This is a genomic window from Ktedonobacterales bacterium (genome assembly GCA_036557285.1).
Lineage (GTDB): Bacteria > Chloroflexota > Ktedonobacteria > Ktedonobacterales > DATBGS01 > DATBHW01.
On record DATBHW010000012.1, the window covers coordinates 62986 to 81059 of the forward strand.

11 protein-coding genes are annotated in these 18074 nt (G+C 60.9%); 9 read left to right on the plus strand and 2 right to left on the minus strand.

All coding sequences use genetic code 11. The features are described from left to right. The first annotated feature begins 12 nt into the window (after positions 1–12). The 9 genes from VH599_04625 to VH599_04665 all read left to right on the plus strand — a co-directional run bounded on the left by VH599_04625 (position 13) and on the right by VH599_04665 (position 16518). A complete protein-coding gene (locus VH599_04625; GenBank protein ID HEY7347581.1) occupies positions 13–4041 on the plus strand; it encodes a UvrD-helicase domain-containing protein in 4029 nt (1342 codons plus the stop codon). 191 nt (positions 4042–4232) lie between these two features. Further along, positions 4233–4739, plus strand: coding sequence for a DUF4352 domain-containing protein (locus tag VH599_04630; protein HEY7347582.1), 507 nt, complete (start codon positions 4233–4235; stop codon positions 4737–4739). 76 nt (positions 4740–4815) lie between these two features. Then, positions 4816–5139, plus strand: coding sequence for a DUF4258 domain-containing protein (locus VH599_04635; GenBank protein HEY7347583.1), 324 nt, complete (start codon positions 4816–4818; stop codon positions 5137–5139). 218 nt (positions 5140–5357) lie between these two features. Continuing rightward, positions 5358–8807, plus strand: a complete 3450-nt coding sequence (locus tag VH599_04640; GenBank protein ID HEY7347584.1) for a helicase-related protein — start codon at positions 5358–5360, stop codon at positions 8805–8807. Positions 8808–8948: 141 nt separating this feature from the next. Continuing rightward, entirely contained in the window at positions 8949–9137 is a 189-nt protein-coding gene (locus VH599_04645) for a hypothetical protein (protein HEY7347585.1), read from the plus strand. Then, positions 9134–9772 carry a transposase gene (locus VH599_04650; GenBank protein HEY7347586.1) on the plus strand — a complete coding sequence of 213 codons (639 nt, stop codon included), beginning with the start codon at positions 9134–9136 and terminating at the stop codon, positions 9770–9772. Before VH599_04645 ends, VH599_04650 begins: the two co-directional genes overlap by 4 nt. Further along, positions 9769–9942, plus strand: a complete 174-nt coding sequence (locus VH599_04655) for a hypothetical protein (protein ID HEY7347587.1) — start codon at positions 9769–9771, stop codon at positions 9940–9942. Before VH599_04650 ends, VH599_04655 begins: the two co-directional genes overlap by 4 nt. A 28-nt stretch (positions 9943–9970) precedes the next feature. Continuing rightward, complete coding sequence (locus tag VH599_04660; protein ID HEY7347588.1) at positions 9971–13036, plus strand: DUF1156 domain-containing protein; 3066 nt, start codon at positions 9971–9973, stop codon at positions 13034–13036. A gap of 14 nt (positions 13037–13050) precedes the next feature. Continuing rightward, positions 13051–16518 carry a DUF499 domain-containing protein gene (locus VH599_04665; GenBank protein HEY7347589.1) on the plus strand — a complete coding sequence of 1156 codons (3468 nt, stop codon included), beginning with the start codon at positions 13051–13053 and terminating at the stop codon, positions 16516–16518. Positions 16519–16792: 274 nt separating this feature from the next. On the opposite strand, the gene VH599_04670 is transcribed toward VH599_04665, so the two are convergent. Then, on the minus strand, positions 16793–17575 hold the full coding sequence (locus tag VH599_04670) for a rhomboid family intramembrane serine protease (protein ID HEY7347590.1): 783 nt from the start codon (positions 17573–17575) through the stop codon (positions 16793–16795). 157 nt (positions 17576–17732) lie between these two features. Beyond that, positions 17733–18044 (minus strand): hypothetical protein, encoded by a 312-nt coding sequence (locus VH599_04675; protein HEY7347591.1) that lies wholly within the window; start codon positions 18042–18044, stop codon positions 17733–17735. Positions 18045–18074: the final 30 nt, after the last annotated feature.

Here is an 18074-nt window from a genome sequence, read left to right on the forward strand (position 1 = left end):
GAGAAACCTTGTATGGAACGCATTGAAGTCATCTGCCAGGCTGCCATTACTCTGCGCCAGCGAGTTGGCGCATTCGAGGGCAGCATAACCCAGGGAAGAGAAACAAAAGCGCCCCAGGCCAACGGGTTAGTCGAACAACTCTGCGATCTTTTAGGTCTCGAATTAAACGAGGGCATGTATTGCCGCAGAATGCTCGGTGGGGCCTACTCGCGGTTGCAATTATGGAGATGGAACAATCCAGAGATTGGCGGTGAAATCTGGCTGCATCCCGATCTCACACCTGAAAAGCGTGCCTTTGCCATTGCTCATGAACTGGCGCACTTCACGCTGCACCGAGGAGAACAAACCACCTTTCACCCCGCCTGCACTGAGGCCGAGGTAAACGAACAAGCTGACCCCAGCAATCTTCGCCACCTCGACCACCGGGTCGAGGAATATTCACCGCGCGTCTACCGGGAACTGGAGGCCAATGCCTTCGCTGCTGAGCTGCTTGCTCCACGAGCCGAGGTACGACGCCTCTTTGCGACACGCCCAACATGTGATGCTGCCTGGCTTGCCGCGCACTTTGGTATTTCACCCCTGCTTGCGCAGCAGCGCCTGATAGATGCTGTCTTAACAGCCGGCCTCAGGTTGGAGACCGGGCGCGCTAGCCAGCTATTACCTGCTCTAGCTGAGAACCAGCCCGCAGCGAGCAGTACCACCGACATTATCGCCCAACTCGATGAGTTTCAGCGGGAAGCCGCTCAGGCTATCGGACCGGCCCTGGTGGTAGCCGGGCCAGGGACTGGCAAAACGGCTACACTGGTCGGGCGCGTCGCGTATCTCATCGAAAAACAGCGCATCCCTCCAGAGCGCGTGCTGGCCTTGACCTTCTCGAACCGCGCGGCGGGCGAGATGCGCGAACGGCTGGAGCGCGCGCATCTGCCGGGCGAGCGTATGCCGGTAATGACCATCCATGCGTTTGCCGCTGCCCTCTTACGTGGGTACGCTTCTCGCGTGCCCTGCGGCCCTGGCGAGCGCAAGCTGGAGCCAGATTTCCGCATCCTTGATAAAACGGATGCTTTCTTACTCATGGAAGATTTGCTGGGCGAACTCCCACTGCACTACTACCGCTCGTTGAGTGTCCCCACACGGCACCTGGGCGAACTGCTGGATAATTTCTCCCAGGCGCGCGATAGACTGATAACTCCTGACAAGTATCTCGATCTGGTGGAGCGAATGCCGCTTATGCCACCTCCACCAGTCGAACCAGCAGGCGAAGAAGAGCCGAACCAATCCAGAAAAAAGAAGAGCGGGAAAGCCAAACTCCAGCCGCCCCCAGGAACCTTCACGCCGGAACAAATTGCCAGGGCGAGCGAGCGGGCAAACGCTTATGCCGTTTGGGATCGAGCACTGCGGGAACGAGGATTGGTGGACTTTGGCGGACTCATCCAGCGAGCGGTAGAATTGTTGGCTGCTAACCCGGATGTGCTATCCGAGATCCGCCAGCGTTACCCCGAAATCCTGGTGGATGAATTTCAGGATACCAACTTCGCTCAGGCTGCGCTGCTGCTGCTCATCGCCGGAGAAAGTGGCCGGGGACTCTGGGTGGTGGGCGACCGTAACCAGTCTATCTATCGTTGGCGGGGCGCGGCGCCCACCAACCTCACCCGGCTCAAAGCATTCTATCCTACCCTGGGTATCTATCCCCTGCGCCGCTGCTATCGCTCGGTTCCAGCGATTGTCCAGCTTGGCTCAGAAATGGCCGCGCGCATGGCTGCGTACTCGCCATCTCCCCAAAAGGATGGGGACGTTGGGGAGCCGCATGCTGATTATCTTGGCGCTCTGGAAGCGCATCGGCAGGAAGGGAGCTATCCAGCCGTTTTCCGCTGCGACAGTTTTATCAACGAAGCGCACGAAGAGGCTGGCATTATTGAAACGATCCGACGCCACCGACAGCAAAACGTTGCCTTCAAAGACCAGGCCATTCTCTGTCGAACCCACAAACAAACGCACCGGATGGCGGCTGCGCTGGCGGCAGAGGGCATACCCGTCAGCCAGATGGGGCATTTCTTCGAGCGTTCCGAAGTGAAAGATGCGCTGGCGCTGCTCTCCCTGGCTACAGGATCAGATGTGCGCGGCCTCTTGCGCGCACGAGAACTCATTGCAGGACTGGGGTATCCAGCTCCCACCAACCAGGAGATCGCCGCCGTGATCCATGCGCTGGTTTCCAGGCACCAGACATTGCCAGGCGCGCTGAGTGACACGGCTCTCCTGGCAGAAATTGTCCAACTCAGCCCAACGACGCGAACATCGCTGGCAGGGCTGGGCGAGTTGGCGCACAAGCTGCGCTACCAATCCAGCCTTGACGAATCGCATCTTGGCAGTAACCTGGCAAGTATACTTCTTCGACCTGGTGGCTATGTCTGGCAGCTTGTGCGTGTAGCCGATGGGCTGATCTCGTCCTCGTCTGAGGAATCAGTCCTGCCCGCAGCAGCAAGCCAGGAGCGCGCTCAGGCCGCGCTGGCCGTGCTGGGCGAATTGATACGCATAGTCACACGCTTTGATGCCCGCTGGAAACGCGAGCCAGATTTCCGCGCCCGCCTGAGCCGCGCAGTAACACGCGCGCAGAAACCCGCCGCATCAAGAACACTTGCCCCTGATCAGGCAAGTGAGACAACCACTGCGCCGTCTGCAAACGCTCCTGCTGCTGCCTGTTTTCTGTATTATCTCCGCGCGCTCCACCTGACCGACCTGCATCTCTCTATCCCTGTAGGCGAAGAGGATGCTGTCCGTATCTTAACGGTTCATGCCAGTAAGGGGCTGGAGTTTCCTATTGTCTATCTGCCTATGCTGGCGCATGGACAATTCCCCTCCACCGCCTTTCCATCAGAGGCCAATCCCCCTGGCTTCCTTGAACAAGATGCCCTGGAAGCGGCGAAAGAAGAGGAACGCTGCCTCTTCTACGTGGGCCTGACACGCGCGCAAGATGTGGTGGTCCTGACGCGGGCTACCAGCTATCATGGCAGAGTGGCTCAACCCTCCGATCTGCTTGATCTGGTGGAGGGGGCATTGCCGGAAGGGCAGATACAGCCCCTCTATATGGTTGAAGAATTGGCTGCCCTGGCCGAAAAAGTTGCATTGGAGACTTCGGCGCAAGAGGACGCTGAGGAGGATGAGGATGGCGGACTGCGGATAACCATCCCCGCGATGGCAGCAGACCCTCCTGCTAAAAAGGCGTATCCCCTCTATGATTTGGAACTCTATCAAAAGTGTCCGCGCCAGTATAAATATGCGCGCCGCTATGGTTTGCTTGATCCTGCACAGGATGCTGCCGTGCGTTTCCACCGCTATCTTCGCCGGGGGCGAAGCGAACTCCGCGAAGTCCACACTGCGCAGCCACAAGCTGCCTGGGATGAGGTAGAACAGCGTTTGCGCCTCTGCTGGGAAGAGGAGGGCGCAGCAGGGCACGCCTATGACCAGTTCTACTGGCAGCACGCGCGCCATCTCCTTCGTGCTGAATGGAAGAAGCTTACTGCTGCGTCGGCATCCCCTTCCTTATACCTCGTCAGTCTTGCCCAGGATTTGCCCGTGACGCTCAACCGCTGCATTGTGCAGGTAAAGGCTGATCGCGTGGCTGGCGACCCGACGACTACTAACTCTCAAATAGTGCCAACGGTACTGACGCGCGTTCATGCGCGCCGCTCCAGCACGGAGGATGAGAAGGATTTGCATCTGCCGCTGTATTATCTCTCCCATTGGCAGCAGAATCAGCAGGCGCCGGTACGCATTGAGGTTGCCTACCTTGGTGATGTTTTGGCGGACGTTGCGCCCATGCCTGGAACCAATCCACAAAGCGATGTGCTTGATATGACCGAGAAGGCGCGCGAGGATGCGATGAAATACCTCGACTCTACCCGCAGGCGGCGCTCTCGGCTAGACAAGCTCGATGAAGCTGCCGCCGGTATCGAAGCGGGCGCCTTTCCCATCAACCCCGAAGAGCGACGCTGCCTCGCCTGCCCATTCTGTTATGTCTGCCCCGCCGATCCTGATGCTGACTGACTCTCCGCTGTCGGCATCAGACACCCTCCTCATGTGTGTGCTGGCTCGCCTTTCTTTTCCGTTTTTGCTCGCTCCTGCTGTATAGGTCAAATAAGGGCAGAGGGAACTGTCCAACTGGATCCAGTGCAGCACTTCTTATGAAGCAAAGAGCGGAATGGGGTTCTCATCCCCGTCTCCAAGGAGCACAACAGTTGAGCAAAAAATTTCTTGGCATCCTGGCTCTGATTCTGACAGCAGGGGTGATCCTGGCTTGCGGAGAAGCCGCCACCCCGGCAACCGTTGTCAATGGCACTGTGACCGCCGCGCCGACGCCCAAGCCATTCAAAGTGGGTGAACACGTCAAAGTCAGCTATTGGGTTGTCACCATCAACAGTGTGAAGACAAATAAAGGTGATGGCGAGTTCAATGTGCCCAAGGGCGTCTATCTCGTGATCGATGCCAGCTTCCAGAACACGGACAGCCAGAGCCACACCATCTCATCCCTCCTCCAGTTTGCACTTTCTGATAGCACTGGTCAGAAGTACGATACCGAGATCGTGGTTCTCACTGGCATCCATGAGCCAGATGGTGATGTCCAGCCTGGCAAGACAACCAGAGGGCAGACAGTGTACGATGTGCCCAAGAACCTCAAAGCCTTCGAGTTCACCTTTGAGGAACCGTTCAGCAACGCAGCAGCCACCTGGGATCTGACCATCTAGCAGAACAAAAAGACAGCGCGCTGGTAGGTGATGAAACCCACCAGCGCGCTGTAGGGTTAGCTCAGGGAGATCATCTATGCCACAGCAAACCTTAGAGCCGCCTGGCAAATATTCCCTGCATGCGGCCCGGCAGGCTGCCCGGCGCAATATCGCTCCAGAAGCTCTGGAATATGTGCTGACCTATGGTCGGCGTATTCAGCGCACCGGCGTGACTTTCTATTTTCTGGGCCGCCGCGATCTTCCCGCAGCAGATCGTCAGGCCAGTTGGGTTTCCAGGCTGGAAGGCACCGTCGCGCTGATGAGCAACGACGGCCAGCTTATCACGGTCTATCGGCAGCGCAAGGCATTACGCTCCATCCAGCGCAAGCTCAAGTACCGTCTCTCACAGGAGAGCAGTTAATCGTATTGCGATAGACTATTGCGTTCCAGCGGGAGGACGATTATAATGGCCTTGCTCAGTTGTTACCTCACTATCATGTGTGCCTCGTGGTGGCCCGGCATAGCAGGCCAGTGTTGCCTTCTTACGACCCCAGCGGCGCGGGATTGCCACCACTCTGCTGCTACACCCGGCAAGACGCCGAGGCGCGAGCTTTTCCAGGTTGGTGAAGGAGGGGTTTCATGGCGCTCGTAGAACAGTTGCACGAGGGAACACGCCTGTTTGATACGCTCCTGGGGCGCGAGTGGGTAGTCCATCAGTGGAGTCCGATGGGCAATACCCTCAAGCTCTGGTTCAAGGATCAGAAAACCGGCGCGATTGAGCAATCCATCTACGCACTCACAGACGCTGAGAAACGCTTCCAGGTCATTGAAAGCGGCTCCAGCGTCTTTCGCGCCGACCCCGAACTGGTGCGCATGGTGGCTGAGGGCTATCGCCTGCAACACGCCTATCTGTTTAACCCCATCTTTGCGACCGAAACCTCGCTGATTGATTTGCTGCCACATCAATTTCTAGCCGTCTATCGCCATTTGCTCAAAGAGAGTCGGCTGCGTTTCTTGCTGGCAGACGATGCTGGCGCGGGCAAGACGATCATGGCCGGGTTGTATATCCGCGAGATGCTGCTGCGACGACTGGTGCGCCGCGTGCTGATTGTGCCGCCCGCCGGACTGGTGGGCAACTGGCGACGCGAACTGACGAACCTCTTCCGCCTGCGCTTCCGCATCCTTTCTAGCGCCGATGCCCGCGAGGAAAATCCCTTTCTGGACCCGCACAACAACCTGGCGATTGTCAGCGTGGATACCCTCTGGCGCGAGCCGATGCGCAGCCATCTGGAAGCCGCGCCGCCCTATGATCTGGTGGTTTTTGACGAGGCGCATAAGCTCTCGGCCTGGCGCGATGCCGACCTGACGATACATACATCCAGGCGCTATGACGTGGCCGAGTTGATCGCCGGGCAGGGCCGCCATCTGCTGCTGCTGTCGGCTACGCCGCATATGGGAAAGGATGAACCCTATTACTTCCTCTGGCGCTTGTTGGAGCCGGTGCTGCTGTCTTCGCGCGCCGCCTTTGACCGCATGCTGCCGGAGCAAAAGCGGCATCACCTGCTGCGGCGCATGAAAGAGGAGATGATCGATCAACATGGCGCGCCGCTCTACAAGCGCCGCAAGACAGAACCGGCGGCCTATCCGCTGACGCCACCAGAACAGGAACTCTACGATGCCGTCACCGCCTACTGCCAGACCTATTTCAATCTGGCAAGGAACACCAACCGCGCCGCCGCCGGGCTGGCAATGAGCATGTTGCAGCGCCGCCTGGCAAGCTCCAGCTACGCTATTCTGCGCTCGCTGGAGCGCCGCGCCGAAAAGCTGGGCCAGGAACTGCGCGAACTGCAAGCTGGCAGACTGACCGCTGCGGCATTTGCCAGGCAGCAAGAACAGCTTCAGGTTGAAAGCACGCTGGATACCAAGACGGGCGACGAAGAAGAGCCGGTGGACGGCCTGGAAGAGAACGAGCAAGCCGAACAGGAGGTGGCCGGGGCCACCGCCTCGCGCACGGTGGATGATCTGCGGCTGGAACTGGCCGAAGTCGAAAAGCTCTGCGCGATGGCGCGCGGTGTCTATACCGGCAGGCACGAAAGCAAGTTTGAGGAACTGCGCCGCGCCCTGGAGACGCATCCCAATACCAAGGTGCTGATCTTCACCGAACACCGCGACACGATGGACTTTCTGATCGAGCGGCTGCGCGGCATGGGCCACGAAGGCCACATCGCCAGCATTCACGGCGGGCTGAACTTCGAGGAGCGCGAGCAGCAGGTGGAGTTCTTCCGCGACCCGAACGGCGCGCGCTATCTGGTGGCAACCGATGCCGCTGGCGAAGGCATCAACCTGCAATTCTGCTGGCTGCTCATCAACTACGACATTCCCTGGAACCCGGCGCGGCTGGAGCAGCGCATGGGCCGCGTGCATCGCTACAAGCAGACCCATGATGTGCTGCTCATCAACGTCATTGCCAAAGACACCCGCGAGGGCCGCGTGCTGGAGGTGCTGCTGGATAAGCTGGAAAATATCCGCAGGGAACTGGGCAGCGATAAAGTCTTTGACCTGATTAGCAATCAGTTCTCCGGCCAGCCGCTGCAAAAGATCATCGAGCGCGCCGTCTTGCTGGGCGAAGTGGATGAGGCGGTGGCGCAGGTGGAATCGGCGCTGGATGCCAACCGCGTGCGCCAGGAACTGGAGGCCGAGCGCAACCGCGTGGAATGTTCGGAGGTGCGCGCCCTGCTGGATGGCATCCGCGCCGACCTGGAGGCCGCCGAGATCAAACGCATGATGCCCGCCTATGTGCGCGCCTTTTTCGAGGCGGCCTGCGCCCGGCTGGGCATGAACCTGGGCGGCGACCCCAACGGCATCTTCTGGCTGGAGCAGGCCCACGAAGGCGTGCTGCACGCGCTGGAGGCCAGCTATCCCGCCGACCTGCGCGACAGACTGACCTTCCGGCGCGAACTGGCGATGCCGCCCGCCGCCGCCAGACCGGAGGCCGCCTATCTGCATCCAGGCGAGGCCGTCTTTGACGCCGTGCTGGACCTGTGCATGTTCCGCTGCGCGGCAGAAGCGGAGCGGGGCGCGGTCTTCTTCGACCCCGACGCCAGCGAACCCTATTTCTTCGCGCTGGCAAAAGTGCCCATCATCCAGACCCGCCCGGCTCCCGACACCAGCCCGACCAACGGCGCGGAGCATCAACCCCTGGCCGAGGTGCTGATTGGCATCCGTCGCTGGGCCGATGGACGCTGCGAAGAGGTGCCTGCCCATCAGTTGATGACGCTGTTGCCCGCCAATCCGCCGGAAGACGCGCATTCCGGCGAACTGCCGCAAGCCCTGCTGCGGGCCGCCGAAGACATGACGCCGGTGGAGGAATATCTGTATACCCAGAAGGCGCTGCCCCGGCTGGAGCAGTTGCGCGCCGAGGCGGCGGCCCGCGTGCCGGAGCGCAAACGCCAGCTTACCGCCGCCTATAATCTGCGCGAGGCCGAGCTTTCCACACACTATTCCCGGCTGAAGGAGGCGGTGGCCCGCAACGAGCCAGCGGCGCGCACCAGGCTCCATCGCTGCGTTGACGAGATGAACCGGCTGGAACAGGAGAAGGACGCCGCGCTGCACGCCGCGCAGACCGAGCCGGACACCATTGAGATGGGTACGATGCAGGTCTACGCCCGCGCCCTGGTGCTGCCGATGGCCCCGGAGGAGGCCGAGCGCCGCCGCAGCGATGAGGTGGAGCGCATCGCCATGCAGACGGCGCAGCATTACGAGGAGCGACACGGCGGCGTGGTTGAGGATGTCCATGACCCGACGCTCAAGCTGGGCTTTGATCTGCGCTCCACGCGCCCCGACGAGCCGCCGCGCTTGATCGAAGTGAAGGGCCGCGCCCGCGCTGGCGAGGTGGAACTGACGCCCAACGAGTGGGCGCAGGCCCAGAATCACGGCGAGCGTTACTGGCTCTATGTCGTCTTTCACTGCGAAACGCCCGCGCCAGAACTGCGTGTCATTCAGAACCCGGCAGCGCGGGGCATCGCCCAGGCCAAAGGCGGCGTGACCATCGCCGCCGCCGCCATCCTGGCCCAGCCCAAAGAAGCATAGGAAGTCGGAATACGAAGAAAGAAGAAAGATGTCTCGGCAGCACGCCCGCCTATCGTTACCGTTGGCCGAAAGGAGCAATCCTACTAAGCAGAGCGCCGCCGGGCCGCCGGGACGGCGGCGCTCCGCTCGCGGCGGAATGCTATGAGGAGCAGCATTCGCGCGAGCGCAGCATTGAGTCGGCGGCCCGGCGGCGCTCCGCTCGCAGCGGAACGCTATGAGGAGCAGCATTCGCGCGTGCGCAGCATTGAGCCGCCGGGACGGCGGCGCTCCGCTCGCAGCGTCTCGGCCTTAAGCCAGCCTGAATGCCGACCCAAAGGAGTAGACCTATGAATGACACAGCGCCAGCCGACCCGCCCGACCCGGAGGCGATCAACAAACGAACACGCGGATATATCCCTCATTGGGAACAGCGCGGGGCAGCTTACTTCATCACGTTCCGCCTGGCCGACTCCCTGCCACGAGAGGTCCGTGAAGCCTATGAAGCTGAACGCCAGACGCTGCTCGCCCGCATACAGGCACAGGGTCGGCAGGTTACGCCTGGAGAAAAACAGCGACTGGAAGCCTTCTGCCGGGCACGCATCCAGCGCTTTCTCGATACCGGCGCGGGCGCGTGTTCTTTACGCAATGCGGTGATTGCCGAGTACGTGGCTGGCGCATTACGCTTCTTCGATGGAACACGCTATCGTCTCCATGCGTGGTGTATCATGCCCAATCATGTACACATTCTGATGGAGCAACTGGGCGACGCGAGCCTGCCAGATATTCTGCACTCTTGGAAATCCTATACAGCACATAAAGCCCAGAAGCTGCTCGGCAGCAAAGGCGTCTTTTGGGAACGCGAATACTATGATCGTCTGATCCGCGATGAGCGAGACTTCTGGCAAGTTGTCACATATATCGTGCAAAACCCGATGAAAGCCAACCTGGAGCATTGGCCCTGGGTGGAAGCGCCTGTTTTGCTATGACAGCAGCGTTCGCCCTAACCAGGCGTTTTGCCGCCGGGACTGCGGCGCTCCGCTCGCAGCGGCCCGACTGGAAACCGACTCAACGCCCGGCCAGCGTAACCATCAACACTAAGGAGCAACCCTATCGAGCGGAGCGCCGCCGTCCCGGCGTCTCAACGCCGCGCCAATAGAATCGCCAGCCCAAAGGAGCATACCGCCATGAGCGAGGGAACCACGCCAACCCGCCGTCTGATTGAAGAAGCCTTCCCGCTGAAGAAGGTCTCCGAAGATTCCAAGCACGAGAAGAACGTGCGACACGGCCATATCTCCACGCTGCACATCTGGCCCGCGCGCCGCCCGCTGGCCGCCTCGCGGGCCAGCGTGATTGCCTCGCTGCTGCCCGACCCTGGCGACGACGCCAGCCGCGCCGAACTCTGCAAGCGCATCGAAAGCATCACCCGCTGGGGAACGGAGAACGGGCCGGAACTCCACAGGTTCCGCGAGGAGATTCGCCGGGCGTTTGGCGGGCGCGCCCCCAAAGTGCTGGATATGTTCGCTGGCGGCGGAGCCATCCCCTTTGAGGCCATGCGGCTGGGCTGCGACGTGACCGCCATTGACTATAACCCGGTGGCCTGGCTGCTCTTGCGCTGCACGCTGGAATATCCGCAGAAGCTGGCGGGCCAGACCTGGCCTATTCCGCCAGAGGTAGTGAAATATCTGGAGTCGGCCACTCGCCCGGCAAGCGCGAATCCCAGCACAAAGCGCGCCCGTACCGAGCGCAGCGCCACCGTCCCGCCAGCGTTACCGTTGACCGAAAGCAGCCGCCCTCCCGAGCGCAGCGCCGCCGTCCCGGCGGCCAACGCCGCCATCGAGCAGACCCTCTGGCAAGAGCAAGAGATGCAGCGCCTGGGCAACCTGGCCGACCACCTGCGCGCCTGGGGAGGCTGGGTGCTGGACCACGCCCGCCAGGAGCTTGCGCCATTCTATCCCGCCGTCAATGGCAAAAACCCGCTGACCTACCTCTGGGCGCGTACCGTTCCCTGCCCTGACCCCAACTGCGGGACAGAGGTTCCGCTGCTCAAGACGCTCTGGTTAAGTAAAGCAGAGGGACATCGTGCCGCCTTACGCCTCATCCCTGATGGTAAATCAGGCCCAGTACGCTTCGAGATATGGGAACCTGATGAGAAGGAAGAGCCTGGACAACCTACAATGACCGTAGCAAAAGCTACTTGCCCGCGCTGCGGTACTCAACTTCCCACCGAGTATCTACGTCAGCAAGGACAGCAACACCGCATGGGCGCACAGATGACAGCAGTTGTTATAGAAGGCAATCAAAGCAAAGAATATCGCCAACCTACCGAAGATGATTTGGCTTCAGCACGAATGGCAACTGAACAATTACCATTAGCAGAATCGCGCATTCCGCTTGGTCGTCCAAGAGAATCAATTGGCTTAGCCTATCTTTCCTCACGGAATCAAGGAGTCATTATAGTTAGGTATGGTTTCAATCACTTCAATGATATATTCACAGATCGTGCCCTATTAATGCTGCTTACTTTGGTTTATTGGACTGAGCAAGCCTCTTTGGCTATGGAAGAAACGGGATATAGCACTGGCTTGGTTGAGGCAATTAGGGCATATCTTGCGTTGGTAATTGATCGCATTGCGGATCGTGGAAGCACTCTTACCCACTGGGATGTTGGTTATCAGAAGATCGCCAATACGTTATCTGGAGTTCGGTTAACCATTAGTTGGGATTTTGCCGAACTCAATCCAACAGCCAGAACTTCTGGCGGCTTTCCAGGCCAACTTGAGTGGGTTGCTAGATTTATTGAGCATGCCCTTGAGGCAGCAAACGATGGCACCTCGGAGGTACGTCAAGGCTCAGCTACCGATCTAACTGACAGAGAAACATATGATGCTATCATTACTGACCCTCCTTATTATGATGCTGTTCCCTATGCTGATCTTTCTGATTTCTTCTATGTCTGGCTCAAGCGCAGCCTGAACGGCCAATTTGGTAGCGTCTTCGGCGCAGAGGTTGTACCCAAGCAAGGCGAATTGGTTCAGAACGCTGGCCTGTTTGAGAAAGATGAGCAGGCTGCTCGTCTCAACTATGAATCGGGCATGGCAAAGGCATTTGCCCGCGCCCAGCAAGCCCTGCGACCCGATGGCATCATGGTTGTCGTCTTCGCCCATAAGGATGTACAGGCGTGGGAAACGCTGGTCAGCGCCATGATTGCCGCTGGCTGGACAGTCACCGCTTCCTGGCCGATTGATACCGAAATGGGCAATCGCACCCGCGCCCTGAACTCGGCGGCGCTGGCGTCATCGATCTGGCTGGTGTGCCGCAAGAGGCCGGAAGAGGCGGGCGCCGGGCGCTACGGCGATGTCATGCGCCGCATGCAGGAGCGCATCACCGAGCGCCTGCGCTACTTCTGGGACCAGGGCATTTCCGGCCCCGACTTCATCTGGGCGGCGGTGGGTCCGGCGCTGGAAAGCTACAGCAGCTACCGCGAGGTGCGCCGCCTGGACGGCAGCCACTTCACCGTCGGCGAGTTTCTGCGCGAGGTGCGGCGGCTCGTCACCGACTTTGCCCTGGGGCGCATCCTGCACGGGGCCAGTACCGGCACGCTCGACGAAACCACGCGCTATTACCTCATGCACCGGCACAGCTTCGGGCTGGGTCCGGCCCCGATGGGCGAGTGTATCCTGCTGGCTGGCGGCTATGGCCTCAACCTGGACGACCTGCGCGGCCAGCGCGGCATCCTCGCCAGAGGCGGCGCCAGGCGAGCCGGTTCCCCCGCCCCTGTCGGCGGGGACGCCAGCGCCGCGCCCCCCGGCGACGAAGAGGCGGGCGAGGACGAGGGCGAGGCCCGCACTGCCAAAATGTCCGGCAATGACCTGCGCCTGCTCACCTTCGAGGAGCGCGCCGGGGTGGAGCGTAGCTCTGGCGTCCCCGTCGGCAGGGGCGGGGCTGGCCTGGGCGAACCGCTGCCCAACGGCGCGCTGCCTATGGTTGATATGCTCCACCGGCTGATGGCGCTCTGGTCGGCTGGTCAGACCGACGCTCTCAACCAGTACATCACCACGCACGGCCTGGGGCCGGACAACGAAGCCTTCTGGGCGATGGCGCAGAGCATCCTGGAGATGAGCGACCCCAAGAGCCGCGAACGCACCCTGCTGGAGGCGCTGGTCAGTTGGGGCCGCCGCAAGGGTGCTGTCGTCATGGCCGCCGAAGCGATGCTTCAGCTTACTTTGCCAGAAACTGATCTGGCCGAATAGAAAGGAATCCTGCTATGTCCATTCCTGCCTGGCATGAACGCTGTATTCTGCGCGAAGACGTGCGCAGCGGGCGGCTGGAACTTTTCGAGTTTGCCGCCGACCTGAATCTGGTGCGCCAGGGCAGCGCGCCGCCCATCTACCAGCAGCCGCAGGATTTCTTTTCGCGCACCTATCCCTCCGGCCAGATGAAGCTGCTGGTGCGCCAGGTCACGCGGCGGCTGAGCGATCTGTCCGATGGCAAGCCGGTCATCCGCATGCAGGTCGCCTATGGCGGCGGCAAAACGCATACCCTCATCGCCCTGCTGCATCTGGCCGAACAGGGCGCGCGAGCCGCAGGCGAGAGTGCGGGCGCCCGGCGTCCGCACGCGCCTGCCGCCGAAGGCGCGAAACTGCACGACCACCCCACCGTCGCCACATTCCTCACCTTTGCCGACGTGTCGCAGTTGCCGCGCGCGCGGGTCGCGCTGCTGCCGTTCGATAAGTTCAACTTTCAGGAAGGGCTGACGGTTTACGACGCGGAGGGCAACAGTCGCACCGCCTACACGCCCTGGGGCATCCTGGCCTTTCAGCTTGGCGGTGCGGCTGGCTATGCGATGGTCAACGACAACCCGCAGGAGTACAGCGCCCCTGGCGAGGAGCGGCTGGCTGAACTGCTGGCCCTGCCCCAGAAGCGCGACGGCAGCGGCACGCTGATCCTCATTGACGAAACCCTCATGTATTGCCGCGATGCGTATAACGCTCGCGCCAGCACGCTCGGCACGCTCAAGGACTTCTTTCAGCGGCTCACGCAGGCGGTAGGACGCACCTCGAAGTGCGCGTTGGTGGCATCGCTCGTTTCCTCCGAAACCGAACAGCACGACGCCACCGGCATCATTATCTTGCGCGAACTGGAAAATATCTTTGGCCGCGTTGAAGAGAATATCGAGCCGGTAGGGCGCGACGACCTGCCCGAAGTGCTGCGCCGCCGCTTTTTCGAGCAGATTCCCTCCGAGGAAGAGCGCCAGACCATTGCCAATTCCATTTCCGCCGCGCTCCAGAATATCCCTGTGCGCGACAGCCAGAAGGATCAGCAGGCCGAGCGCCGCTTCCGCGACTCGTATCCGTTTCATCCTGAACTGCTGGATGTCCTCATCCAGAAATGGACGCTGCTCTCCAAGTTTCAGCGCACGCGCGGCGCGCTGCGTCTGCTGGGGTTGGCCTTAAAGGAAGCCGCAGGCCACGACTCCAGCCCATTGATCGCTCCCGGCGCCTTTCTCAACTATCGCGGCGAACCGACCACCCTTTCGCCCGCGCTCGCCGAACTGGTCAAAGCCACCGACGACGGCGAAAACTGGCGGCCTATTCTGGAAGGCGAGACCACGCGGGCGCGCACTGCGCAGGGGCAATATCCCGCGCTGCATGAGCGGCAGATCGAGCAGGCGGTCATTGCCACCTTTCTGCATTCCCAGCCACGCGGCAAGCGCGCCGAAACGCCTGATCTGCTGGGTCTGCTGGCCTATTCCGGCGTGGATCAGATCAGTCTGATCGAAGGACTCAAGGGCTGGCGCGGCCTCTCCTGGTTCCTGGTGGAAGGTGACGATCACTTCTGGCAGCTTGACCTGACGCCCAACCTGAACCAGATGCACGCTGCCGCGATGGACCGGGTGAAAGGCAGCGACATCGAAGACGAGATTCACAAGCGGGTATCGAACGCCAAAACGCTCACCGAGCGCCCGAATGATATTCCGGCGCATGTCTTGCCGCGCTCTCCCCGCGACGTGGAGGACAGGCCCGATGTTCGCTATCTCGTCCTTGGCCCGGAATGCGCCGTCACCCCGGAGCAGCCCGTCTCGGCAGAGGTCAACGCTTTCTTTGGCACCACCAGCGGCCCCAACAACCCGCGCACCTACAAGAACGCGCTGGTGGCGCTGGCTCCCGAAAGCTCCAGCCTGAGCGGCCTGCGCAACCAGATCAAACGGGCGCTGGCCTGGCAACTGGTGCAAAAAAGCGATGATGCCGCGCGGCTCTCCGAGGCCCAGCAAAAGAAGCTGCAAAAAGAGCTACAAGATGCGGAGAGGCTCATTCCTGGCTCCGTCCAGGCTACCTGGTCGGTGCTGGTGGCCGCCGATGAGGGAGGCACGATCAGGGGCGAACTGCTCAAGATCATCCCGGACAAGCAAAACGCCGCGCCCTTTGAGCGCATCATCCATACGCTGCGCGAGAGCGAGCGGCTGGCCCCCGAAAAGATTGACCCGGACCTGCTCTTGCCCGACAGCTACTTTAATCTCTGGCGCGCCGGGCAAACGGAACTGAGGGTCATTGACCTGGCGCGCTCCTTTGGGCAGTTTACCCGCCTGCCCCGGCTGCTGCGACGCCGGGTACTGGATGAATCGCTGCGGCAAGGCGCGCAGAGCGGCGCGCTGGTCTTGCGGCTGGTCCGCTCGGATGGCAGCGTCCGCACCATCTGGCGCCAGACTCCCTCCGAGGAAGACCTGCACCGAGAAGAACTGGAGATTGTGCCGATCAAACATGCCACGCTCACCAGCCTGGACCCTGGCCTGCTCGTGCCCGGCGCGCTGGGCGACCTCTGGCCGACGCCGCCCAATGGAGGACTCACGCCAGAGCAGATCAACGCTTATTTTGCTGGCCGCCTTGCCCCCAGGCTCGACAGCACGCAGACGCTCGATCAGGCGCTGCGTACCGCCGTGAAAGATGGTTTGCTCCTGCTCCAGATGAGCGGCGAGAGCTATTATCACGAATCACTGCCCCCTGACCTCGCGCTCGATGGCGTGAAAGTGCTTCCTGCCCCCCAGGCGCTGAAGGGTGGCGCGCTCGGCCCGGTAGCCCTGCCAGAAGCCTGGGCCGCTGGCAGCACTACGATTGGCCGCCTGCTCGAAGCCCTGACAGCGAAAGAGGGAACGCCAGTCCCCTGGCCTATCCTGCGCGACGCGCTGCTGGATGGAGAGCGCCAGAACACCTTCTCGCTTGACACTGCTCAGCTTGTCACTGCTGCGCCAGCCGAGCGCGCCGCCATCCTGGTGCGCCCGCGTGAGATCACGACGCTTGATACCGGCGCTTTCATCGACGCCTCGGTCACGAGCCTGCTGCAAGGCGGTCAGGCAAAACTGGCAGACATCAAAGCGGCGATTGAACGTGCGCGGGGCGTCACCATTCCAGACGCGGTGTTTATCCGCGCGGCAAAGCAGGCGGCATCTGAGGGCAAAATCCTGCTGCCGGAGGGCATTGAAAAACAGCCCGATACCGAGATTATCAAGCAGCACGTCCAGCCCAAGAAGACGCGCATCGCTGTCGAAGCCAGGCTCAATCTCAAAGCCCTCGCTGATCTCCCGCAGGCTGCGCAGGAGATCAGAAACAGCTTCCCAGACATGAACTTTGAGTTTCGGATCACCATCAGCGCCGAAGGCGAGGCGCTCACGCCTGAACAAGTAGAACAGCTCAATACCATCCTTGTCGGCATCAGCCCGCAGTTGCGCCTGAGCTAAGATTGATAGCCCTTCCACCTTCCCCACTGCTCGCCATTAACAAGCTTCTTATAGACCTCAACTTCCAGAAGCATACGATCCTCTCATAATGGTTCTGATGACAACGCAAAGCGGGCGCGTACATGTATTGTTGAGTACGTGCCTTTAGCATAGCATAAGAGGGCGCGTGGGAATATTGCGCGTGTGGCGCTCGCGCCGTGTTTCACCAGAGGGTGTTTGACTGGCTCAATGCCATCTTTTCGCCTGTGAGGGAAGCAGACGGCAGAAAAAACCTTCACCTTGCAAAAGGCAGGCGGCGGAATATGGGCTTGCGCCAGCGGAGTAGGGCAGCCACGCCAAGTCCGGTGAGAAGGGCCACGCCATGCAGGTCGCGCAGGACAACCAGCGCCAGCGCGGAGAGAAGGACCACTGCGAAGACGAAATAGGCGCTGGCAGAGGTGTCGGGCTTGCGCCTGAGCAGGCGCAGCAGGAGGTTGATGAGCAGCCCGCAGGCCAGCGCAGCGACGACGATACCGAACAACGCGTTGGCGATGAACACAGCGATGATGGCTTCCAGGGCCAGGACGGAGGCGAGGCCCAGCGCGTACAGGGAGGCGAGCAGGTAGAAGTCGCTGCGCTTGATTTGCCAGATTACTAAGCCGCCGATCAGCCCGCAAAGCGCGGTGGACGCGCCAGCGCCGTAGGGGTTCCAGGCATAACCAGCGATATTACCGGCTAGCGCGGCGGCAAAGAAGAGGATGAGCCAGCGGCCTCGCCCCAGCAGCCGCTCGACCAGAGCGCCTACGAGGAAAAGGCCCAGGGCATCGTAGACGAAGTGCCAGAAGACCTCTCCATCAAGTACCAGCAGGGGCGATAGAATGCGCCACCCCTCGCCCGCTTCCAGCGCGGCAGGATCGCGCCGCAGGGCCAGGAACACTTCGGGAAAGAGGAGTTGGAGAACGGCTCCAATGGCGGTGATGAGCAAGAAGGAGAGTGTGAGCAGCGGCAGATAGCGCCGCTCCCCTCCTCTTGGAACAGGTGCTGCCTCTTTTTTTGAGAGGAAATCCTGAGGTTTCATAAATCTGCTGGGAGGGAGAGGTGGTCATCGCTCTCCGGCTGATTTGACGACAAGACTCCCCCTGCTCATCGGCATAACTTGCCATGAACAGGGGGAACTATTTCTGGAGTAATTCTAGCACATCTGGCCTTAAGGGATTCCGGCGCTTGCCGACTCCTCAGGATATGGGAGCGCCGCCCATCTGCGGCTGCTGCCCCATCTGCGGCTGTTGTCCCATCTGGCCTGGCTGGCGCAGGCGGTGCTGCCCTGTCTGCACGATCCGCTCCAGTTCTTGCATCAAGTATTGCACCGCCTGTGAATCTCCCTGAGTCAGATATTGCCAGAGTTGGGCGCTCCCGCCGTCCTGCGCGTACTTGCGATATGCCTCCAGTCCTTGCATTTTGGTCTGGAGTACGGTGATGAGGTTATACACCTCGTTGCTAATGGGCGAGCCGATGTTCTGGCTTTGCGCTGGACTCGTTGCGCTCATAAGACATAACTCCTTCCCTGCGCGCACCCA